General features: G+C 42.8%; 23 protein-coding genes and 1 other RNA gene. 16 read left to right on the top strand and 8 right to left on the bottom strand.

Annotated elements, in window-relative coordinates:
- Positions 1 to 19: 19 nt before the first annotated feature.
- From NVS78_RS07390 to NVS78_RS07410, 5 genes are all read left to right on the top strand, one after another.
- Positions 20 to 1,240 (top strand): alanine dehydrogenase, encoded by a 1,221-nt coding sequence (locus NVS78_RS07390; RefSeq protein WP_286358615.1) that lies wholly within the window; start codon positions 20 to 22, stop codon positions 1,238 to 1,240.
- A gap of 394 nt (positions 1,241 to 1,634) precedes the next feature.
- Positions 1,635 to 5,048, top strand: a complete 3,414-nt coding sequence (locus NVS78_RS07395; protein ID WP_286358616.1) for a SusC/RagA family TonB-linked outer membrane protein — start codon at positions 1,635 to 1,637, stop codon at positions 5,046 to 5,048.
- An 18-nt stretch (positions 5,049 to 5,066) separates the two neighbouring features.
- Positions 5,067 to 6,440: a RagB/SusD family nutrient uptake outer membrane protein gene (locus tag NVS78_RS07400; RefSeq protein WP_286358617.1), complete on the top strand. Its 1,374-nt coding sequence runs from the start codon at positions 5,067 to 5,069 to the stop codon at positions 6,438 to 6,440.
- A 16-nt stretch (positions 6,441 to 6,456) separates the two neighbouring features.
- Entirely contained in the window at positions 6,457 to 6,651 is a 195-nt protein-coding gene (locus tag NVS78_RS07405) for a hypothetical protein (RefSeq protein ID WP_286358618.1), read from the top strand.
- Between the two features lie 20 nt (positions 6,652 to 6,671).
- Positions 6,672 to 7,955 carry a hypothetical protein gene (locus NVS78_RS07410; RefSeq protein WP_286358619.1) on the top strand — a complete coding sequence of 428 codons (1,284 nt, stop codon included), beginning with the start codon at positions 6,672 to 6,674 and terminating at the stop codon, positions 7,953 to 7,955.
- An 82-nt stretch (positions 7,956 to 8,037) separates the two neighbouring features.
- Here NVS78_RS07410 and NVS78_RS07415 read toward each other — a convergent pair whose 3' ends face one another.
- From NVS78_RS07415 to NVS78_RS07425, 3 genes are all read right to left on the bottom strand, one after another.
- Positions 8,038 to 8,526 (bottom strand): D-glycero-alpha-D-manno-heptose-1,7-bisphosphate 7-phosphatase, encoded by a 489-nt coding sequence (locus NVS78_RS07415; RefSeq protein WP_286358620.1) that lies wholly within the window; start codon positions 8,524 to 8,526, stop codon positions 8,038 to 8,040.
- Between the two features lie 18 nt (positions 8,527 to 8,544).
- Complete coding sequence (gene holA, locus NVS78_RS07420) at positions 8,545 to 9,555, bottom strand: DNA polymerase III subunit delta (RefSeq protein ID WP_286358621.1); 1,011 nt, start codon at positions 9,553 to 9,555, stop codon at positions 8,545 to 8,547.
- A 103-nt stretch (positions 9,556 to 9,658) separates the two neighbouring features.
- Entirely contained in the window at positions 9,659 to 10,243 is a 585-nt protein-coding gene (locus tag NVS78_RS07425) for a DUF4294 domain-containing protein (protein WP_286358622.1), read from the bottom strand.
- Positions 10,244 to 10,314: 71 nt separating this feature from the next.
- On the opposite strand from NVS78_RS07425, the gene NVS78_RS07430 reads away from it, so the two are divergent.
- From NVS78_RS07430 to NVS78_RS07450, 5 genes are all read left to right on the top strand, one after another.
- Positions 10,315 to 10,905: a YqgE/AlgH family protein gene (locus NVS78_RS07430; protein WP_286358623.1), complete on the top strand. Its 591-nt coding sequence runs from the start codon at positions 10,315 to 10,317 to the stop codon at positions 10,903 to 10,905.
- 49 nt (positions 10,906 to 10,954) lie between these two features.
- An RNA gene (gene rnpB / locus NVS78_RS07435) (RNase P RNA component class A) lies at positions 10,955 to 11,301 on the top strand.
- A 102-nt stretch (positions 11,302 to 11,403) separates the two neighbouring features.
- Complete coding sequence (locus NVS78_RS07440) at positions 11,404 to 12,612, top strand: L-serine ammonia-lyase (RefSeq protein ID WP_286358624.1); 1,209 nt, start codon at positions 11,404 to 11,406, stop codon at positions 12,610 to 12,612.
- 86 nt (positions 12,613 to 12,698) lie between these two features.
- The gene (locus NVS78_RS07445) at positions 12,699 to 13,286 is read left to right on the top strand and encodes a bifunctional nuclease family protein (RefSeq protein ID WP_041503895.1); all 588 of its coding nucleotides are present in this window, start codon (positions 12,699 to 12,701) and stop codon (positions 13,284 to 13,286) included.
- Positions 13,287 to 13,301: 15 nt separating this feature from the next.
- The gene (locus NVS78_RS07450) at positions 13,302 to 14,588 is read left to right on the top strand and encodes a glucose-6-phosphate isomerase (protein ID WP_286358625.1); all 1,287 of its coding nucleotides are present in this window, start codon (positions 13,302 to 13,304) and stop codon (positions 14,586 to 14,588) included.
- Between the two features lie 141 nt (positions 14,589 to 14,729).
- Here NVS78_RS07450 and hcp read toward each other — a convergent pair whose 3' ends face one another.
- Both hcp and NVS78_RS07460 read right to left on the bottom strand, forming a co-directional pair.
- The gene (gene hcp, locus NVS78_RS07455) at positions 14,730 to 16,382 is read right to left on the bottom strand and encodes a hydroxylamine reductase (protein ID WP_286358626.1); all 1,653 of its coding nucleotides are present in this window, start codon (positions 16,380 to 16,382) and stop codon (positions 14,730 to 14,732) included.
- A gap of 30 nt (positions 16,383 to 16,412) precedes the next feature.
- On the bottom strand, positions 16,413 to 17,249 hold the full coding sequence (locus tag NVS78_RS07460; RefSeq protein ID WP_286358627.1) for an ATP-binding protein: 837 nt from the start codon (positions 17,247 to 17,249) through the stop codon (positions 16,413 to 16,415).
- Between the two features lie 137 nt (positions 17,250 to 17,386).
- On the opposite strand from NVS78_RS07460, the gene NVS78_RS07465 reads away from it, so the two are divergent.
- Positions 17,387 to 18,028, top strand: coding sequence for a Crp/Fnr family transcriptional regulator (locus NVS78_RS07465; RefSeq protein ID WP_286358628.1), 642 nt, complete (start codon positions 17,387 to 17,389; stop codon positions 18,026 to 18,028).
- A 15-nt stretch (positions 18,029 to 18,043) separates the two neighbouring features.
- Here the strand turns inward: NVS78_RS07465 and NVS78_RS07470 are convergent, their stop codons facing one another.
- Positions 18,044 to 18,751: a HesA/MoeB/ThiF family protein gene (locus tag NVS78_RS07470; protein ID WP_286358629.1), complete on the bottom strand. Its 708-nt coding sequence runs from the start codon at positions 18,749 to 18,751 to the stop codon at positions 18,044 to 18,046.
- A gap of 100 nt (positions 18,752 to 18,851) precedes the next feature.
- Positions 18,852 to 19,457 (bottom strand): recombinase family protein, encoded by a 606-nt coding sequence (locus NVS78_RS07475; protein ID WP_041503889.1) that lies wholly within the window; start codon positions 19,455 to 19,457, stop codon positions 18,852 to 18,854.
- Between the two features lie 242 nt (positions 19,458 to 19,699).
- On the opposite strand from NVS78_RS07475, the gene NVS78_RS07480 reads away from it, so the two are divergent.
- A complete protein-coding gene (locus NVS78_RS07480; protein WP_434802133.1) occupies positions 19,700 to 20,557 on the top strand; it encodes a bifunctional methionine sulfoxide reductase B/A protein in 858 nt (285 codons plus the stop codon).
- On the opposite strand, the gene NVS78_RS07485 is transcribed toward NVS78_RS07480, so the two are convergent.
- Positions 20,554 to 20,688 (bottom strand): hypothetical protein, encoded by a 135-nt coding sequence (locus NVS78_RS07485; protein WP_286358631.1) that lies wholly within the window; start codon positions 20,686 to 20,688, stop codon positions 20,554 to 20,556. The genes NVS78_RS07480 and NVS78_RS07485 overlap by 4 nt on opposite strands.
- Before the next feature lie 21 nt (positions 20,689 to 20,709).
- Between NVS78_RS07485 and NVS78_RS07490 the strand changes: the two genes are divergently transcribed.
- From NVS78_RS07490 to NVS78_RS07505, 4 genes are all read left to right on the top strand, one after another.
- Complete coding sequence (locus NVS78_RS07490) at positions 20,710 to 21,015, top strand: GNAT family N-acetyltransferase (RefSeq protein WP_286358632.1); 306 nt, start codon at positions 20,710 to 20,712, stop codon at positions 21,013 to 21,015.
- Positions 21,016 to 21,136: 121 nt separating this feature from the next.
- Entirely contained in the window at positions 21,137 to 21,751 is a 615-nt protein-coding gene (locus NVS78_RS07495; protein WP_286358633.1) for a DUF134 domain-containing protein, read from the top strand.
- Positions 21,711 to 22,079 carry a NifB/NifX family molybdenum-iron cluster-binding protein gene (locus tag NVS78_RS07500; protein ID WP_286358634.1) on the top strand — a complete coding sequence of 123 codons (369 nt, stop codon included), beginning with the start codon at positions 21,711 to 21,713 and terminating at the stop codon, positions 22,077 to 22,079. The genes NVS78_RS07495 and NVS78_RS07500 overlap by 41 nt, the downstream gene beginning before the upstream one ends.
- 176 nt (positions 22,080 to 22,255) lie before the next feature.
- Positions 22,256 to 22,612 (top strand): hypothetical protein, encoded by a 357-nt coding sequence (locus NVS78_RS07505; RefSeq protein WP_286358635.1) that lies wholly within the window; start codon positions 22,256 to 22,258, stop codon positions 22,610 to 22,612.
- The last annotated feature ends 35 nt before the right edge of the window (positions 22,613 to 22,647 follow it).

Here is a 22,647-nt window from a genome sequence, read left to right on the forward strand (position 1 = left end):
TAAATAAATATAACGTACTATGGATAACTCTGGTAAATTATCCGGGGCCACGATTGATAGGGAGTGGTTCGTATTTCAGGAAAAAGAGGTGTTTCAGGAGTGGAAGCGGCAGAAATTTGTGATAGGTCTGCCTAATGAAACGGATCGGGATGAAAATCGGATTTGTTTGACTCCGGAATCTGCCGGGATACTGATAGACGCGGGTCATGCGGTCATAGTGCAAAGAGGGGCAGGTTTTCAGGCGAATTATACGGATCGGGAGTATGCGGATGTGGGGGCTCGTGTTGTCGAGACTCCGGAAGAAGTATATGTTGCCGATATCATTATGAAATCAACGCCTGTAAGTCCGAGAGATGCTGAATATATGCGGGAGCGCCAGGTCATTATGTCTCCCTTGAAGCTCTTTGAACTGCGGAGAGATGCGATCATTGAGATGATGCATAAGAAAGTGACGGCCATCGGCTTCGATATTCTGAAAGACGAGGACGGATTTTATCCGGTGGTACGCATCATGAGCGAAATTTGTGGTGGTGCGGCGATCCTGATTGCCAGCGAATATCTGAGTAATTCCCGGAACGGAAAAGGAATTTTTTTAGGCGGGATTACCGGAATCACACCTACGGAAATTGTTATTTTAGGGGCGGGCACTTTAGGTGAATATGCAGCTCGTACGGCTTTGTCATTAGGTGCTGTCGTGAAAGTTTTCGACCATTCATTGGAACGGTTACGTCGATTAAACGCCTGTTTGGGACAGCGGGTATTTACTTCCGTTTTCCATAAGCCCGTGTTGGATAGAGCTTTGTTGTCCGCAGACGTTGTCATCGGAGCTTTGCGTTATTTTGATGACGATCAAGGGGTTTCTGTTACCGAGGAGCAGGTAAAACTGATGAAACGGGGTGCCGTTATTGTGGATATGTCTATCGATCACGGAGGGTGTTTCGAAACTTCCGGACCGACGACACACGAAAAACCGGTTTACGTGTATAACGGAGTCATTCATTATTGTGTTCCCAACGTGGCTTCACGGGTGGCTCGGACAGCGTCTATTGCTTATAGTAATATATTTACTCCTTTGATGGAAAAGATCTCTTGTAACGGAGGTTTTCGCAATGCAATAAAAACGGATGCGGGGCTCCGACACGGCGTGTATATATATAATGGCTTGTTGACGCGTAAAATCATTGCCGATAAATTCGGTTTAATATCAAGAGATATTGATTTATTATTGGCTGCTTTTTGATATTTATATGTAAAATTATGTAAGTGCGATTGAATAAAAAAACCTTTCCTGGTGAGAATATTTTTTGTATTCCGATCGAGGTGAGTTTCAATCGTGGTTCTTTATTTTAGGGGAGAAAGAGCGATCTGTTTCTTTACTCGTATTTCGTTTCAAAATATTTTCGTAAATCAGATTGGTTTCTAATCTGAATTATTTCTTGATTTACAGTTGATATCTTTTAGGATTGTCCCCATTAAAGGGGAGGGTATATGATTAAAATCCCTAATTGTGGGGATTTTAATGCCTTGTTTTTGCCGTTACTTTTGTTGAAAATTAAAAAAAATAATACATAACACATTGGGAAGAGAGTATGTTTACTGTATTTAATCTATTTATTTAATTATTAACATAAAGTATGAAAAGGTGTGATAAACGAATGGGCGTGTTCAGGTCGCACGGATTCATGGTTATCGTGAATTTGGTGTGTTTGGTTCTGGTCCCGTTAGGGGAAGTTTTTTCGATAGGAATCTCATTGGAAACGGGGAATCCAAAGGGGAAAAAAGTTGTCTTGAAAGGGCGGGTAATGGATAAAGATTCCCTTGATTTACCAGGAGTTACCGTCTTGTTGAAGGGTACGCTATGGGGGGTGATGACGGATAGGAAAGGAAATTTCGAGTTGTCGGTTCCGGAACAGAGAGAGTGGATATTGGTATTCTCTTGTATAGGAATGGAATCTCGGGAAGAGAAGGTTACCGATCCGAAAGTGAATTTGAGTATTCTTATGAAAGAAAAAATCGAACAATTGGACGAGGTGGTTATCACTGGATACGGGGAAACCACGAAGCGGCGATCGACGGGGTCTGTCGGTGTCCTTACAGGAGATGTTTTTGCTAATAAATCCGTGACGAATCTGGATATGTTATTGCAAGGGCAATTGGCAGGGGTGAGTGTTTCGGCGATTTCCGGACGACCGGGAGAATCTGCGAAGATCCGGATTCGGGGAACGAGTACGATTAGCGGTGATGCCGAGCCTTTGTGGGTTATCGACGGGATTCCCTTGCAACAGGATGTACCGGAAATTTCAACGGGAGAGATAAAATCCGGAAGTTTAAACGAAATTCTTACTCACGGAGTCGGGGGGATTAATCCGAATGATATTGAGAACGTGACTGTTCTGAAAGATGCTTCCGCGGCTGCCATATACGGCTCCCGAGCAGCCGGAGGAGTTATTGTCATCACCACGAAGAAAGGGAAGCCGGGAAAGATGCGGGTTAATTACGGTATCAATTTTTCAATCGGATTGAAGCCGCAAAGAGATGCTAACTTGATGAACTCTTCCGAGAAACTTGCTTGGGAGCAGGAGTTATGGGATGAGTTTTCTGCAGAGGCTTACGAGAATAATGCAAAGCATGTTCCCGTTGTCGGAATTGTCGGAATGTTACGGTCCGGCAAGTTAGGGAAGAATAATACTTTCTATGATGACGTGGAAAACTTCGAGCCTATGAGTAAAGCGGAACAGGATGCTTACATCAATGAATTGGGGAGAACAACGACCGATTGGTTTGATGAGATTTTTCGTAATTCATTCTCCATGTCCCATCATCTCTCTTTTTCCGGAGGTGCCGATAATGTTCTTTACTATGTTTCGTTCGGATATAATAAAAATAACGGTTTGGTGAAAGAGACGGATTATGAACGTTATAATTTAAGGGCTACTTTGAATGTGAAACCTACAAAAAGGGTTGAGGCTGGATTGGGAATAGACTTATCCAGGCAAAAATCTCATAGTTCATCCATGGACGTGGATCCTTTTACTTATGCTTATTTTGCAAATCCATACGAAAGACCTTATAACGAGAATGGCAGTTATCGGCCGGATATGACCTATTTCAACTTGGGTGCATTGAGTGATGGTTATGGAGCGGATGTCCCACAATTGCCTACTAACGGATTCAATATTTTGCGGGAGATGCGGGAAACTTCAGGAGACGGAATCAATTCCCGTTCTTCCGTTTGGGCTAATCTGAAGTATAATTTTACGAGTAAGTTATGGTTCGACGGACAGGTTTCTTACGAATACACGAATAATCGGAGTGCGGATATAAAGAATAAAGATACGTATGCTGCTTATAACGACAGATTGTATTTCGATAATAATACGAGCGGAAGTGATTGGACTCCTTACGGATCGATTACTCGTTCCGAATCTAATAGTAACAGTTACGACGTGAAAGGGATGTTCACTTATTCGAATGAGTTTTCGGGCGGACACTATATTAAATTGTTGGGAGGAGCGGAATTACGCGGAAGTAAGAGCGTGTCGACCTATTTTAAACGTTACGGTTATGATGATGTCACCGGTAATGCCACGATGCCCAAACCGTCGAATCCGGATGGAGACGACGTGTCGGAGTTCGCAGACTTAATGGATGATTTGGCCGGAGAAAACACTAACGAAGGTCGTTATGCCTCTTTCTTCGCCTCTGGTGAGTATAATTTTATGGACCGTTACGTGTTTAGTTTGACCTTTCGAACGGACGGCTCTAATAATTTCGGAAGTGATGAACAATTTAATCCGACTTGGTCTGTCGGGGTGTTATGGAATCTGGACCAGGAAAATTTTATGCGATTCGCACGGCCGTACGTGAGCCGATTGACCTTGCGTGGTGCTATGGGATACACGGGGAATGTCGTAAAGGGTGTGAATAAGGAACTGGTTTTAAATTATATGTCTCTTTATTGGGAAGGGATGCGTACAGGGGTGATATCCTCTGCTCCTAATCCTAAGTTGAGATGGGAAAAAACGAGAGATATGAAGTTAGCTTTGGATTTCGGTTTGTTTAATGAACGGATTGCCGGGTTAGTGGAAGGCTATTACCGGGAGAGTACGGATTTGGTATCGAAGGTGGATGTTGTTTCTTCGACGGGCTTTAGCAACCAGTCTTTTAATACCTCGACGGTCGTAAATAAAGGACTCGAGATGACGTTGAACGTGAAGGTGGTTGACGGCCGGGATTTCCGGTTGTCCTTGGGAGGAAACATTTCGATAAACCGTAACAAGCTGACAAAATATGACCGGCAGAGTGAAACATTGATGATGAGTGAAGGTATTTTCGAGGGATATCCTTTGGATGCCGTATTTGGCGGACGATATACAGGCATAGATCCACGCGATGGAGTTTACACGTATGTACTGCGTCCTGATGCACAAATCTACACCGGTACCGATTTACAAAATGTTGATAATTATCGATTTTATTTAGGTACCTCTACGGCTCCATGGACCGGGGGATTCAATTTGCAGGCTTCCTATAAGAATCTTCGTTTAAGTGTAGGAGGAACTATTTCGTCGGGTGCTAAAATTATTGATAAAATTAATTCTCCTGCAAGCTATAACAAGGTGACCTCTTATGTAACGGGAGAAAAACCACAGACGGCTTATAGCGATTTGTATCGTAATCATTTGAATGTGCGGAAAGATATGGTGAACCGTTGGAGCCCGGGACGTACTACAGGGGTAAAATATCCCCGGATCATCGATTATTTGGGCGATCGTTTGTTGTTGGACGAGTATAATGTTCACAAGGATGAGATTACGAATGCTACCTATCTGGAAGATGTCTCGTTCGTGAGAATTCGGAATATTTCGTTGTCTTACTCTTTACCCGTGCAATGGATGCGGAAGATACGGTTTTCGTCGGTGGATCTCTCTTTATCGTTGGAGAATTTTTTCACTTTCACGAATTATTCCGGTATAGACCCGGAGACACCAGGGACAACTTATCCAGTGACGCGTTCTGTGTCGTGGGGAATTAGTGTCGGATTTTAATAGATAAAAAATAAAAACATGAGAAGGATTAATTTATATATTATGGGCTTACTACTTTTGGGAATGATCTCGTGTACAGAGTATTTGGATGTGAAAAAAAAGAGCGAGGTGATTCCCGAAACGGCAGAAGAATTTTCTTCTTTGATACATTATTACTTGCGTAATCTGGATGAAGCGAGTGATTATTACGTGTTCGGGGAATATACGAAGACTTTGTCTTTCGAGAGTTATTCGGATAATTTGGACGGAGATCTGAGTTTGTCTTCCCGGTTACAAATATACGTGGGAGAGGATATTAATTCGATGGCGAGCCGATATAAATATATATACGAGAAGATTCGGGATTGTAACATTATTTTGGGCGAGATGGAAGACAAGTCTTCCGAATTAGGAAAAAAGATTGCGGCTGTGGCATATACTTTACGAGGGATGTGTTACTATAATTTGATGCGGGAGTTTTGTGAACCTTTTGATAAAGCGAAAGCTTCTGGAATGAATGGAGTTCCTCTCGTGGAAACGTTTGATATGGAGGCGAAGCCTGCTCGGGCAACCTTAAGAGAAACATTCGATTTTATCGTAAAGGATCTGAAAACGGCGATCGATATGAACCAAACGGATAAGAAGTACCGCTTGAACGTGAATGTTGCCAAGTTTTATTTAGCCAGAACCTATTTCTGGGCCCAGGAATGGGATTTGGCAATCCCTATCGCCAAAGAGATATTGGAAGCTTATCCTTTGATAAAAGGAGAAGCGTATAAGGAGATGATGAAGAGCGAGGTGGCACAAGTCGGTAATGAACTGTTACGGGCCGGAACTTCAAAGACGAAAGGTTATACGGATTTGAGTTTCGGTTATTCTCAAACTCGTCCTGTCGCTGAAGATTTAATCAATCTGTTTACGGAGAAGGAGAACGATATACGTTATACCCTTTTTTTCACGAATAAATTGTTAAACAATAAGACACTTCGATCTGCTATCCGAAGTGCTGAGATGTGTTTGGTTATTGCCGAGTGCTATGCCCACCTGGGAGATAACGATAATGCGTTACATTACCTGAATCTTTTGCGTGAGAATCGTATTGAGCCTTACATAGCCTACACGATGAGTGATTTACCGACGGTAGATGCATCGGCACGTATACGGATGGATGCTATGGGTAAAGCGTTAACTCCTCTTATGGCAGCTATCCTGAATGAGCGAAGAAAAGAGCTGTACATGGAGAACGGAGACCGTTGGTATGAATTAAAACGAAACGGACGTCCCGAATTTTGGTGGGGAGTTAGCGGTGTAAAATACGAGACATTGAAATTTCTTTATACTTTCCCGATTCCGAAAGCGGATATTGTTTTGAATCCTTCTATTGTTCAGAATCCGGAATACGATAAATATTAATTTAAAACGGCATACAATGAAATATATATTGATACTGATGGTGGCGAGTTTGTCTTTTGCAGCTTGTGGTGACGATGCGGAAGATATGCCCGAGAGACTGAGTGACGTTAGTAATGAATTTGTTTTACCTACTCCTGCCAAATTGACGAATGCGGAGCGGGATGCGATTCTGCTTAAGCGAGAGGTTTATAATGAAATTTATGGTGATTGAACTAAAAACAATACGGGTATATGAGAAAAATATTATTATATAGTTTGATCTTATTCTTGTCTCTACTAAGTTGCAAGAATGATGACAATGATTTGCCGACATTGAGTTTCGGCCGGCCGATTTATATTTTGAAGGCAGAAACCCCGTTGGCTGTGGAGTTGATTGCGTCGACTCCGGCGAAGGAGACGGTTGTGGTTCCTTTTTCCATTTCCGGGACAGCGGTTTTAGATGAGGATTACACGATGGAAATGAAAGAATTTACGCTTCAACTCGGAGAATCGATGGATACGGTATGGATTACGCCGAAAGAGAATGTGACTCCCCAACGAGAGATCCGTTTGGCCTTAATCGGAGCAGAGGGATATGAAGTATGGAATAATCGGGTGACCATGATTCCCGTGGAGATAAGGGATGTATTCAGTTGTTCATTTAGGGCGGCTTCTTACGATTTGAAGGCCGAGAAAGAGATTGCCGTCTCTCTGCAGGTTGGGGGAAACGATTATATGTACAAAAAGACGGAAGTTTATGTTCCTTTCGAAATAGATCCCGTATCGACGGCCGTATTGAACGAACATTATGAGATCGTCGGGGGAAAACAGGAGTTGTATATGGGGGCGATGAAAGCCTATGCAGTTGCGACGTTTCGTTTTTTGAAGAAGGAAGTAGGAAAAGATAAGGTCGTTTTAAGAATAAAGGAAGGGGGACTTATTGAGGCGGGAGGTAATGCTTCCACGACGATAACGGTTAGCGGACCTACTCAATTTAAAGATATAGAAGGAGAGTGGAGGTTTGAGAGTTTCACGGATGAAGCTTTCGTTCGTCGTATGGCAAGCTATGAGGATAAAACGGGAGCGGACTGTGAATATCTTCCTGTGAATAATAATACAACGGATGTGATTCGTTTTTCTGCCGGTCCTGATGGAAATACCCTGAATATCGACGGTGTGACGGGAGATTTAGCTCACTATTTACGGAATTGTTCCGTTGAGATCATGAAAGAGGAATCTACTCGTTTGAACGAGACGGCAACGATGAGTTACGAGGACGTGATGACCGTGAAACTCGGAAAGGTAAACAAAAATTATTCGGCCACGAACGTGAGCGAGGAGGAGGGGATTGTAGGAATGCGTCTCTTGCGTAAAGGGAAAAAACTGGAACTCCGTATTTACGATTATGTCCCGACAGATTTTTTGACAAAGTGTTATTATGGTGCGACGCACCCGGAATATTCGTGGCAAGTTGTCGGAGAGTATCCGATGTCGGATTACTATACCTTGGTATTCCGGTTTGCCAAGGTCGAGTAAAAATTACCGGCGGTTGTCAATATCCGAGTATTGACTTGCAAGAAATAGGACGGACTTATACAAATCCGCCCTATTTTTAATCTTAACCTAAAATTGCATCTATAACGGGGGTGATATCGCTATTTTTAGGTATCTTAATTCCCCGGATTCCGGCAGCCTCGGCAGCTTCGATATCCCTTGTTCCGTCCCCGATTAAAAACGAGGCCGATTTGTCGATATCAAATTCTTCTATGGCCTTTTCAATCATGTAAGGCGAGGGTTTCCGGCATCTGCATATCGAAATGCTGTCGTGGTGGGGGCAGTAATAGATTTTATCAATGCGGGCTCCTGCTTTTGCCAGTTCCGAACACATGTATTCGTGGAGTAGCTCTACCTCTCTCTCCGAGTATTCTCCTTTGGCCACTCCTCCCTGGTTAGTTACTACAATGATTAAATAGCCTGCCTCGTTCAGGCGTCTGATTCCTTTGGCCACTCCCGGATTAAAGATAAAATCTTCTTTTCTGTATATATAGTAATGGCCTTCATCCGAGTTAATGGTTCCATCCCGATCTAAAAATACGGCTTTATTCATGGTCTCTGAAATTAATAATCAATGCATAATTTTGAAAATCAGCTCTTTTAATAGTTCCCCGTCTGAAATGTTACTGTTCCCGACCCCTTTAGACTTCATGTCGTATTCCCGTAACCATGAAATGACATTAGCGCATTTCATGGCGTTGTATTTTTTACTTCCCTCCGTGTAATCTTTTATAAAATAAGGATTGATACCGAGCAATCGGGCCATTTCCTGTTGGTTCGGGGTCGTTTTTTTCTGATAATGAAAGGTCAATAGATCCCTGAAGTATTTAAATAGTGTCGCTATGGTTAATACCAACGGGTTGTTTTTGGGATTTGCCTCAAAATAATTGATAATACGATTCGCTTTTAAATGATCTTGCCGAATAATGGCATTGATCAGTTCAAAGGTATTGTATTCTTTACTGATCCCTGTATGTTCTTCCACCAGATTCTCTTTGATTTCTCCCCCTCCGGGCAGTAGCAGCATGAGTTTATCCAATTCGTTGGCGACTTTACTCAGGTCGTTCCCCAGGCTTTCGGCTAAAATTCCTGCTGCCTTCATGGTGATCATACGTTTTTTTTCTTTACAATAATTGATGATCCAATCCGGAATTTTGTTTTCGTATAGCCTGGCGGATTCGAAATAGACGCAATTTTTAGTATTTCCCAATTTCTTAAAAACTCCTTTTCTCTTATCCGGTTTTTTATTCTTGTATAAGAATACAAGTACGGTCGTTGCCTGAAAATGATCGATGTAAGGGAGGAGATTGTCAAAGTCCCGTATGTTTTGGGCTTCTTTTACGATGACAACCTGACGCGGTGACATCATGGGGAATCGTCTTGCGGTATCGGTGACCGTGGTCATAGAGACGTCATTTCCATAAAAAATGACTTGGTTGAATGCTTTCTCTTCTTCCGAAAGAATATGTTCTTCAACCCATTCGCTAATTTTATCTAAATAATAGGGTTCCTCGCCGCTTAAAAAATAGATTGGAGCATAATTCCCTTTTTTCAAATCCGCTATGATGTCTTCGTATTTCATATTACAAAAGTAGTAATTTTTGGAATGAGGAGTCTATCTTTAAAAGCTAAAAATAAGAGAGGAGGGATTGTTATTTTTATGATGCAAATAGCAAGGGGTGCTTTTATTGATAGAGATCCTTTTCTATGCTCCTTACGATCTCTTCGATCTCCCGGTCTCTGCCGTTGGGCTCGTAATCCGCCTTCAGATTATTGCCGAACAGTAAAGCGATGGATTGCCAGAAATAAGCGTTTACACTACCTCTGTACTCTTTTATATGGTGGAATGAGGTATTTTGAGTTTCCCGGTAAATTAGGCGTATCAGGATTCTACCTTGTGTGACGGTAAGTTTCATCAAGGGTTGTTTAAAGGTTTTCATTAACTGTTTGTACTCTTCTTTTATTACTCTTTTTTTCTCTTTTTCGGAGTGGATGGTTTTTAGTTTTTGTTCTATTTCATTGATTTTCCGAGCCGCGATCTTGGCGTACGGGAGCGCTTTCTGAACGTTGTAGACCGTCCGATTGTATTTTTGATGTTGCCTTTCGTAGTAATTGTGATTTCTTTTTCTGACGATTACCGATACTTCGGGTAGTTGTATATGGGGCAGTGTGTCGTTTTGGATGATGATAACCGGTAATACCTTGCTTTGTCCGGAAGTAAGGCTGTTCATAAATAAAGATAGCAGCAATATGAAGAATATTTTGTACATTGTATTATCTTTGCGTAGATACATAGGTATACAAATTTAATGGTTATATTTGATTAATTAAAGCGAATATCGTGGAAGAACAATTTCAAGATCTGTTTAGGATACGACACAATAGTGATCGGGTGGAGATCGGAAAGGTTTTAATTGCAGAGCCTTTTTTGCAGGGAAACTATTTTAATCGTTCCGTGGTCTATATCGTTGAACACGATGAAACGGGAAGCGTGGGCTTTGTGTTGAATAAGCCGTTACCGTATACCACTTCCCAATTGGTAAAAGGTTTGGAAGGGATTGAGTTACCGGTGTACTTAGGTGGACCCGTGGAACGAAATCAATTGTATTATATTCACCGGAAAAGCGGTTTGACCGGAGCTTTGATGATAAGGGAGGGAATCTATTGGGGAGGAAATTTTCGACTGCTCGCCGAGTGGTTGAAATCGGGGAAAATGACGTCGGGTGACGTGCGTTTTTTTGCCGGTTACAGCGGTTGGAACGGAAAACAACTGCAAGGGGAGTTGGAAGAAAACTCCTGGATGGTCGGGGACATAGAAACGGAGATTTTGTTTCAGTTGCCGAACCCTCAATTGTGGGAACAATCCATGGGAAGTTTGGGAGGGAGGTATAAGATTTGGGCTAATTTTCCGGAAGATCCTATTATGAACTGAGCGTCAGATGATAAAGTGAAATCGTCCGATGAATAAATAGAAAATGATAAAAGCAGGCCGTTCTATCGCTGTCCTGAAAAGGAGAGAGGAAAGTCCGGGCAACATAGGGCATCGTGCTTCCTAACGGGAAGATATCCGAAAGGATATAGTAATGTAACAGAAAAAAACCGTTCCCTCCGTGGAATAAGGGTGAAAAGGCGGGGTAAGAGCCCACCGGTATTCCGGGTAACCGGAGTAGCCGTACATCTCACGAGTTGCAAGACCATGTACACTAACGCTTAGGCCGGCCCGGCTGATGTTAGGGGGTAGGTCGCTTGAGCTGTGGAGAGATCTGCAGACTAGATAAATGATGGAAACCGCAAGGTACGGAACCCGGCTTACAGGCCTGCTTTTTTTATTGAAGATTGAGAATGGATTACAGGGAACATTCGGAGGATCGTATCGATAGAAAGCATTGTAATTTGAAATTTAAAATCGTAAATCTAAAATGGGTATAAGGTGAAATCAATTCGAGAAATATTCAGGATAGGGTATGGTCCCTCTTCCAGTCACACGATGGGGCCGGGACGTGCTGCCTTGTATTTTAAAGAGAAAAATCCGGAGGCCGATTTATACAGGGTAACTTTATTCGGTAGCTTGGCTCTTACCGGACGCGGGCATGGAACGGACAGTGCCATTCAACGAATGATCGATGATCCGGAAAAAACCGAGATTATTTGGGAGCCGGAGAAAACGCTTCCCCATCATCCGAACGGAATGCTGTTCGAGGCTTTCGTGTGTGGGGGGCTTACGGATTCATGGGAAGTGTATAGTGTGGGAGGGGGAACCTTGTGGGATGAAAAGGGGACTTTTAAAGAAGAAGAGGTTTATCCGGATACTAAAATGACGGATATTTTGAACTGGTGTAAAGCGGAAGGTCGTTCTTTCGTGGAGTACGTGGAGCTGCATGAGGGACCTGAAATATTCGATTATTTAGCGGAAGTTTGGGAGGTGATGATTGGGGCGATTCACAATGGGTTGGAGAATGAAGGCGTGTTACCGGGAAATCTGCGGTTGGCGCGGAAAGCTTGTTCTTATCATATTCGGGCACAGCAATCGGCGGGAACTTTACGACACATGGGAATGGTTTTTGCCGCTGCATTGGCTGTTGCGGAGGAGAATGCAGGCGGCGGGCGTATCGTGACGGCACCCACTTGCGGATCTGCAGGAGTCGTTCCTGCGGTTCTTTACTTTTTAAAGCATGATCAGAATATTAGTGACCGTCGGATCATTAAAGGGTTGGCAACGGCCGGATTAATCGGTAATATCGTAAAAACGAACGGTTCGATATCGGGAGCGGAAGTCGGCTGCCAGGGCGAATTGGGTACGGCTTGTGCCATGGCTGCAGGTGCAGCCGCACAAATATTGGGCGGAACACCCATGCAAGTAGAGTATGCTGCAGAGATGGGATTTGAACATAACTTGGGATTGACTTGTGATCCGGTAGGGGGATACGTGCAGATTCCTTGTATAGAGCGGAATGCTTTTATTTCTCAAAAAGCCAGGGAGTGCGCTATTTACGCTTTGTTTTCCGACGGCCGTCATAAGGTCTCCTTCGACGATGTCGTGGAAACCATGATGCAAACCGGATGTGATATGCAAGCTAAATACCGGGAAACGAGTTTGGGTGGCTTGGCTCGTATCTATCGGGCTCCCATACGGAAGTAAGTTTATTCGTTAAATTTGAAACTAAATCGGGTAATAGACGTTAGTTTGTCAGATACTATTGCGAAGTTTGAAATAAGTTAGACGATATGGATAGAGTAAGATTAAAAATATTAGGATTATCATATAGTATGTCTCAGTCAGGGGCTTACGCATTAGTCCTTTCCGATCTAAATGATACGTATCGGATTCCGATCATCATTGGGATTTCCGAAGCTCAATCTATAGCGATACAATTGGAACATCTCCAGACGCAACGCCCGCTTACTCATGATTTGGTCAAACGGTTAACGGATGGGTTGAACGTGAGTTTGGAAGAGGTTTTTATTTATCGTTGGGAAGCCGGAATATTCTATTCGGAGTTGCTTTTCAGGCAAGAGGAAAAAGAGTTGCGTATTGATGCGCGTACTTCGGATGCCGTGGCCTTGGCTTTAAGATACGGTTGTCCGATATACACGACTCCCGAAGTGGTGGAAAAGACCTCTATCTCTGTTCCGGAGAAGGAGATGCAGGAGCAGGAGGTTAAAGCAAACGACCTGGAACCTGCGATCACAGAATCTAACCAGGAGCTGTCGGTTGAGGAGTTGACCCGTTTGATGGAAGAGGCTGTAAAAAATGAAGATTACGAAAATGCCTCTCGTTTCAGGGATATGCTAAAAGCGAAAAATTCAGATTAATTTAATATGCTTACTATGAATCGCATCGAATTTGATTACGCTAAAGTTTTGAATTTTGTAACGGAAAGGGAGATTGATGTTCAACGCCAGAAAGCAGTTTTATCCTTGGAAGGAGTGATGAAAGGTACTTGTAAAGGAAACGATTTTTTAGGCTGGCTTACTCTTCCGTCACAAATTTCAGATGACGAACTGAGAAAGATAAACGATTGTGCCCGAAATCTGAAATCACGTGCAGAAGTCGTAGTCGTAATCGGAATAGGAGGATCTTATCTTGGTGCAAAGGCCGTTATCGAGGCTATGTCCGGGAGTTTTGACAGTTGCAAGCAGGTGGTTTTTGCCGGTCATAACTTGAGTGAAGATTACCTGTATGAACTTCAACGGTATTTGGCTGATAAGAGTTTTGGACTTTGTGTAATATCGAAGTCGGGAACGACGACGGAACCCGCTATTGCATTCCGTTTATTGAAAGAAATGTTGGAAAAACAGGTAGGACAGGAGGAAGCCCGTAAACGGGTCGTGGCGATTACGGATGAGAAAAAAGGTGCATTGAGAGCATTGGCAGATCGGGAAGGGTATGCTACTTTTGTTATTCCGGACAACGTGGGAGGCCGTTTTTCGGTACTTACACCGGTAGGTTTGTTACCGATCGCTATGGCTGGATTTGATATCGAGGCTTTGGTTAAAGGAGCTGGCGATATGCAAAACTACGCCTTGGGCGAGGGGCGTAAGATCGTGATGGATTACGCTTCCGTGAGGAATGCTCTCTACGAGAAGGGGTATACGACGGAGATAACGGTAAATTATAATCCTAAACTGCATTTCGTGGGAGAGTGGTGGAAGCAATTGTTCGGCGAGAGCGAGGGGAAAGAGCATAAAGGTATTTTTCCAACCAGTGTGGATTTTTCTACGGATCTTCACTCTATGGGACAATATATACAGGATGGAAGGCGTAATTTGTTTGAAACCGTACTTTCCATTGAGAAAACGAAATACGAGGTACAAATACCCCGTGATGCGTCGGATTTGGATAAATTGAATTATTTGGCCGGTAAACGGGTGGATGAAGTGAATAAGATGGCCGAATTGGGAACCCGTTTGGCCCATGTCGACGGGGGTGTTCCTAATATGCAGATCAGGATTCCCGAGTTGACGGAATACTATTTGGGACAACTGTTTTATTTTTATGAACTGGCATGCGGTATATCTGGCGGGATTCTGGGAGTAAACACCTTCGATCAACCGGGGGTGGAAGCCTATAAGAATAATATGTTTGCTCTTTTGGGAAAACCGGGGTACAAGTAGAATCTGTTTTTAAAAGATAGGAAACGAGATTCGTTTACGAATCTCGTTTTTATGTAACAGGATGATCCTGTCGGAATGACTTGTTTCGCCAGAATCTCCTGTTCGATTGGGGCTCGGAATAACTTTATGACCGGATCTGAATCAGCTATATATCATGTTCTCGATATCCTCATCTACCGTGGTAATCGAACCGATACCGAACGTATCGGTTAATGTCCGGGTAACCCGGGGGGATAGAAAGGCAGGCAGGGTGGGGCCTATATGGATCTTTTTTACCCCTAAACTAAGCAGGGCGAGTAAGACGATAACCGCTTTTTGTTCATACCAGGCGATGTTATAGACGATAGGTAATTCATTGATATCTTGAAGTTTGAAAATTTCTTTTAATTTTAGGGCGATAATCGCCAAAGAATAGCTGTCGTTACATTGTCCGGCATCGAGAACACGGGGAATGCCGTTGATCTCTCCTAACTGTAATTTATTATAGCGGTATTTGGCGCATCCTGCCGTGAGGATGATCGTGTCTTTCGGTAGGGCTTGTGCAAATTCGGTGTAATAATTACGGTTCGACATCCTGCCGTCACAACCGGCCATAACGACAAATTTGCGGATGGAACCGTTTTTTACTGCTTCCACGATCTTGTCGGCTACCTGTAATACCTGATGATGCGCGAATCCTCCGGTGATAGTACCCTTTTCGATTTCCAGTGGTGCGGAACATGCCCGGGCTTTCCGTATCATTTCGGAAAAGTCTTTATGACCGTTTTCGTCGGTTTCGATGTGCTTGCAGCCCGGATATCCTGATGCGTTCGTGGTAAACATCTTCTCTTTGTAGGAGGCGGAAACCAAGGGTGGCACGATGCAGTTGGTCGTGAAAAGGATAGGGCCGCGAAACGATTCAAACTCTTCTCGTTGACGCCACCAAGCGTTACCGTAGTTTCCCGCGAAATGTTTGTATTTTTTAAATGCCGGATAATAATGTGCCGGTAGCATCTCTCCGTGGGTATAAATGTCTATTCCGCTTCCTTCTGTTTGTTCCAATAACTCTTCCATGTCTTTCAGGTCGTGTCCGCTGATTAAAATACCGGGATTTTTACGGACACCGAGATTCACTTCTGTTATTTCGGGATGGCCGAAACGTTCGGTGTTTGCCTTATCCAAAAGAGCCATTCCTTTTACCCCGAATTCTCCTGTTTGAATAACGAGAGCGGTTAGCATTTCTACGGATAGTTTCCGGACAGTTATATCCGCGAGGGTTTCTTGAATGAAACGATGGATGGATTCATCATCGAATCCCAAACGTATGGTATGCGCTAAATAGGCTGCCATTCCTTTTATGCCGTAAATGATAAGTTCTTTCAAGGAGCGGACATCCTCGTTTTTTTCATTCAGTATGCCGGCCTCTTTTTCCTTTAGGAAAAAAGTATCGGTTGTTCCTTCCCAGTAAACCTCTTCTATTTCCGGAAGATCGACTCTTTTTTCTATGGCAAGCGATATCAACCGCCTTTTTATTTGTAGTCCCTTTTCGATTCGCTTGATGAGGCTTTGTCGATCGAAGTTGGCGTTGGTAATGGTAGAGAAAAGGGCGTCGATGACAAATTTATTTACCTGTTGATCTCCTTTTGTTAGGTGTTTTCGTAGTTCGTTATGTACGATCGATATGCCTTTTACGACAAACAGCAGTAAATCCATCGTATTGGCTGTTTCACTATCTTTACCGCAAATCCCGCGAAGGGTACAGCCTGTGCCGTGAGCCGTTTCCTGACATTGAAAACAAAACATTGTATTTTTCATAGTTTTAAGGTATTATTATGTAATTATAAATTATAACCATCGGGTTTTTCGTATCTCTCCGTGGATACCGACCCTGATAAGTTTTAAAGGAATTTTCCTTTCGGCTTTTCCTCTTGCTGCTTCGCATACGCGTAGTAATCCGCTACAGCAAGGAACCTCCATGATCATGACGGTTAAGGTGCTGATACCTCCCTGATCTATGATGGCTTTGATTTTATCTGTGTAAATTCCGGCTTTGTCGTCTAATTTGGGACAGGCGATGGCTAACCGTTTTTCTTTTAGGAATAGGTTGTGGAAGTTGCCTAAGGCGTAAGCGGTACAATCTGCGGCGACCAATAGGTCCGCGTCCAGGAAAAAGGGTGCGGTCGGCGGTAATAGGTGCAATTGTATCGGCCATTGTCGCAGTTCTCCCTTCTCGACCTCTTTCTCGGCGATAGTGGAGGAGGTTCTGGGTGCCAGACATCGAGTTTTTGACCCGGGACAGGAAAAGGTAGGAGAGGAAGAGACGGAACGAATAGGAATATCGCGAATACCTTGTTGGCGGAGTTCCTCGTGTGCTTCCCGTAAAAATTCGACTTGTTTGTGATCGGAAAGATGTTGCAAGTGAACCTTGATTACCTTTTTCCCTTTGGGAATCAGTCTTTTTATAACAGCTTTCTCGTCGTATTTCTCAGCTTCCCGTTCTTCTTGAATAATGGCTCCTCGAGGACAATCTCCGATGCAAGCACCCAATCCGTCACAATACAGTTCGCTGATAAGGGTGGCTTTCCCGTCGATCAGCTGCAGGGCTCCTTCGTGACAACCTTTTACACATAGACCGCATCCGTTGCAGAGAGCTTCATTGATTTTGATAATAGTACGTTTCATCCTTTTTGTTTTTTTATGTTACAAAGATCGTTTCTTGCAAGAAGGATAATTGTCACATTTGTTACAAAAGAGAATTTTCAGGTCGAATTTTCTTTTTTATCTGTCGGAAATTCTAAATTTGCATAAATGAAGAGTTTATGGAGATAGAGAAATTACTGACCAGTCCTGTTTTCCGGAATTTTCCAGAAGAACGTTTGACAGAGTTCTTGCGTTCTACCCCTGCTGTTTTACGCGTTTATCCCCCGAATGATTTTGTTGCTCTGCAAAACTCTTTGTGTCATTCACTTTATTTATTGTACGAGGGGAAGGTACGTACTCATATGGTAAACGGGGAAGGCAAACAGGTGACGATAGAGGATATAGAGGCTCCCCGTCTGTTGGCCCCGGCTTTTATTTTTGCCACGGATAACAGGTTTCCCGTGAATATTTTAACCGTCACCCCTTGTGAAGTATTGATTATTAATAGGGAAGAGTTTGTCGGCTTAATGCAGAAAGAACCTGTTGTTATGCAAAATTTTTTGCGGATTATCTCCGATCGTAGTATATTTCTGAGTCGGAAGTTGAATTCGTTTGCCTTACGGAATTTGAAAGGACGTTTGGCTGCTTATTTATTAGAACGGGAGGGGCGACACAGTCAACAGGAGATTGCTGACGTATTAGGGGTGGCTCGCCCTTCTTTGGCTCGTGTGCTTGCCGAATTGATCGAGGAGGGAGGGATTAAAATGGATAAGCGAGTCATCAGGATCGTCGATCGCGAATTGTTGAATCGATACAGGTAAAAAATGAATTTGGCTCTAAAGATTCAGTTTTGTAAAATTCATGTTCAGTAAATCAATCAAAAGAAGCTTGCCGGATAGGACCTCCGGTTTGCCCAGGATGATTTTTATGACCTCATTGGCTTGGAGGGTTCCGATGACTCCCGGAAGAGTTCCCATTACCCCAAGAGGTTGGGTGAAGTGTTGAATGTTGTTGTGGTAAGGGTATAGTTTCCGGTAAGAGGGACCATCTTGATAGTGAAAAACAGAGAGCTGTCCGGAAAATTCGCATATGCTTCCGTAAACCATGGGCTTCTTTTGTATATTGCATACCTCGTCGATAAGATAACGGGTCGTCAGGTTGTCTGTTGCGTCTACGACTATATCGTAATGGGAAATGATCTCGGAAGCATTTTCAACAACAAGACGTGCTTCGTAAAGCGTGAAACGACAGAAAGGATTCAATTTCTCCAATTTTTGTTCGGCAATAGCTGCTTTAGGCATGTCGACGCATGTCGAATCGTAAAGAATCTGTCGCTGCAGGTTCGACTCGGATATTCGATCGTTATCGATGATTCCGATATGTCCTATACCGGCCGCGGTGAGATAAAGAAGAACGGGGGAGCCCAGTCCTCCGGCTCCCACGATCAGGACGTTGGCTTGTTTCATCTTTTCTTGTCCTTCCGCTCCTATTTCAGATAGGATAACTTGGCGATTGTACCGCTCTTTTTCTTGCTCTGTTAACATAATAGCTCTAAATATATGATGCAAAAATAAAAAACTGCTGAAAAATTTGGAAATATAATCAAAAGATCATCCGGTTTGTTTTTTGAAGTGAATACCACATCTATTTATCCGCGTTGACGTGGTATTTCACAAATCGATTGACAGTACACACGGATACTTTGTATTGTTTGGCTATCTTCTTATAAGATATGCTATTGTCCATCATTTCAATGATTTTAGCTTTGTTTTCTATCAATAATTTTAATTGCGGGCTACTTCCTATCGGACGTCCTAATTTTTTGCCTTCCGCTTTGCGAACGGCGAGAGCTTCTTTGGTTCGAATGGAGATTAGGTTACGCTCGATTTCAGCCACTAAACCGAAAGCAAACCCTAATATTTTGCTGTTCAGGTTATTTTCGAATGTATATCCTTCTTTCGTACTGTGTAAGATGATTTTACGTTGTATGCACGTGTTGATGATATTCATAATATCGATTAACGTCCTGCTTAGTCTGGAGACTTCGGTGACAATCAGGCAATCTCCTTCCTGCAGAGAGCTAAGAATATCTCCTAATTTCCGATCACTGCTGTTTACTTTACCGCTAATGATGTCATTATACCATTTGTTTATGGTCAATCCTCGGTTATGCGCAAATCGCTTGATTTCCTCTTGTTGATTCTCAAGATGTTGTCTGTTTGTACTTACTCGTAAATATGCAACTACCATAATTAAATTGATAAAATTTGAATTATTAAAAGAGCAAACGTACGAAAAAGGAAAGGAATATGAGCATATTGTGTGGGCATAAGCAAGAAAAGAACTGTTTATTTTACTGAAATAAATTGAAATAGTAAACTGGTTTATTTTATTTGCGGGTAAATTGAACTAATTTTGTAATATAACGTAATGAAGAAATAGCAACGATGAAGAGAAGAATTGTGATTCTTGTATTGATATTGGCAAACTATATGGTTATGGCACAAAAAAGAGAATTGACCGAAGCGGAAAAACAGGTAATAATTCATAAAGGAACAGAATTACCTTTCACGGGCAAATATTATGATTTTAAAGAAAAAGGAACCTATGCGTGCAAACAATGCGGGGCTTCATTGTACCGTTCGGAAGATAAATTTGATTCCCGGTGCGGATGGCCCAGCTTCGATGACGAAATTAAAGGAGCGATAAAAAGGGTTACGGATGCGGACGGAAGACGGACAGAGATTTTGTGTGCCGGATGTGGTGCGCATTTGGGACATGTATTTGTGGGGGAAGGTTTTACTTCTAAAAATACCCGGCACTGTGTAAATTCGATCTCTATGGAATTTATTCCTGATCGGGAGCTGAAAACCGATACGGCCATTTTTGCGGGAGGATGTTTCTGGGGGGTGGAATATTTTATGCAGAAAGCTCCCGGAGTTTTGACCGTAGAATCAGGGTATATAGGGGGTGAAACGGATCATCCTACTTATGAAGATGTTTGCCGGAAAAACACGGGACATGCAGAGGCTGTCAGAGTGGTTTTCGATGCTTCCCAAACGACCTATGAGGCGTTAGCGAAACTTTTTTTCGAAATCCATGATCCTACCCAGTTGGATCGTCAGGGGCCCGATAGGGGAGAACAATATCGTTCCGAAATATTTTATATGAATCCTCAACAAAAAGAGGTTGCCGAGAAATTGATCGAACAGCTGAAAACGAAAGGTTATCCGGTCGTAACACTGGTTTCACCCGCCGCAACTTTTTGGCCAGCCGAGGATTATCATCAAAATTACTATAACCGGAAAGGTTCTCTTCCTTATTGTCATGGGTATACCAAGCGATTTTAGATAGGAGGAGCACTTTCCATGCCTGCAAAATCTGCGGGAGGGAAGCCTAATCCGTTAATCATGGAATCGTTTTGATTCCAAATGCTACGATTTGTGATCATCGATTGTCGGTTGTCGTTATATTTTGTCATGTAATTTTAATCGTTTATGTTATGGAAATAATACATGATACGGAGAATCGTACGGTTAAGACGGTTGTGGACGGCCGTGTGGCTTATGTCACCTATGTGATAGAAAACGGGGAGTTGGATGTCAGACATACGATAGTTCCTTCGGAAATCGGGGGAAGGGGTATAGCCGCGGCTTTGGTTAAATATATTTATGATTATGCCGCAAAGCATGATTTGCGGCCGGTTGCGACCTGTTCTTACGCGGTAGCCTGGTTGCGAAGACATCCGGAATATGACGGTAAAATAGGAAGAGACTACGCGGGAACCGGTAGTTGCCCCGTCAATTGACAAAAGGAGTGAAATTCTTTTCTATTCGCGCGACTTAAAAATGGAAGAATAATCCGTGTTAATTGGTGTTTTTATGAACATATGTTCATAAAAAGAATTATCTTTGTTCCAAAATAAAGTTATGTCAAGACCGAAACGTAGCCGAGTGATAAAGAATCCTCCTTTGATGGAAGGTTTCAAGCCTTTTGGATTGCCCATGACGGATCTGGATCCGGAAGTTTTGCTGTTTGAGGAATATGAGGCTCTCCGGTTAAGCGATTATGAACTTTTACCTCAGGAAAAGGCGGCATTACAAATGGGCGTATCCCGGCCTACCTATACACGTATATACGAGAAAGCCCGGCGGACAATAGCAACTGCCTTGGTGGAGGGAAAAGTTATTTTTATAGAGGGTGGGGATTACCACATCGATTATTATTGGTATCGATGTGATACTTGTCGGAAAATTATGGTAGAAAAAGAGCCTGTAACCTGTTGTCGTTTTTGCCGGTCGAATAAGTTACGGGCATTAAATAAGCCGGAGGCTTCTTTATGTAGCGATGCCTATTGTATTTGTGTGCATTGCGGAACAAGGCTCCCTCATGTTAAGGGACAGCCTTGCCGGGAGACAAAATGCCCTTCCTGTGACGGGAAAATGATACGGGAAAACGGGCCTCATCATAAACTTATTTTAAAAACAGAAAAAGAAAAAAATCATGAAAATTGCAATTCCGACGAGAGCCAATATGGTGGATGACCATTTTGGACATTGTGAGTATTACACCATTTTTACGGTGAATGAAGAAAAGAATATTATGAAAACGGAGACGCTTGCTGCTCCGCAAGGATGCGGTTGTAAATCGAATATTGCCTCCGTGTTAAGAGAGAAAGGAGTAACCGTGATGTTGGCAGGCAACATGGGGGACGGAGCTTTAAATGTACTGAATAATCAAGGTATTAAAGTTTTCCGCGGTTGTAAAGGGGATGTCCGTATTTTGGCCGACTCTTATTTGAAAGGTTTTGTTCTCGATTCTGGAATAGGGTGTCATCACCACGAGGGAGAAGAACATAAATGCGGTCTGTGATTGGATGATTCTGCGATTGGGTGATTCGATCTTGTTAATCTCCTAATCGCGGCATCTCTTGTTTTTTCGTTTTTTGATCGATGACTTGTGGTATATGCTTATTTTATAGATTATATTTAGGAAACCAATGGAATTCTTTTTAACTTTGAATGCCTAATCTCAGTCCGATTGTGTGCATGAAACAAGGTTGGATTTATAGTTTGTTTTCTCTCTTTTTTTGCTTACTTCTCTTAGAAGAAGGTGTAAGCGGGTACGATTATGACCTAAAGATCGGAACGGAAAAAACGGTATGCTATGAAGCGACGGGGACGATTGGAATTCCTACGATTTCGGGCATATTGCAGGGAATGCATATAAATGGTGCAGAGTTAGGGGAACAGGGTGATTCAAGCCCTTCTTTTTTTAGAAACGGGATAGTTGTCAATACGGGAAGCCAGACAAAAAAATCCTTCGCTACCAAATTTCTTTTTTATCTTTCGATACGCGGTCGACAACGCGGTTATCTGCTCTTTTTGCAGAAATTGATTATTTAGTTTATGCTGATGGCGTAATTATTTTTGATAAAACA

The organism is Gabonibacter chumensis (assembly GCF_024741215.1).
Classification (GTDB): Bacteria; Bacteroidota; Bacteroidia; order Bacteroidales; family Marinifilaceae; genus Gabonibacter; species Gabonibacter massiliensis.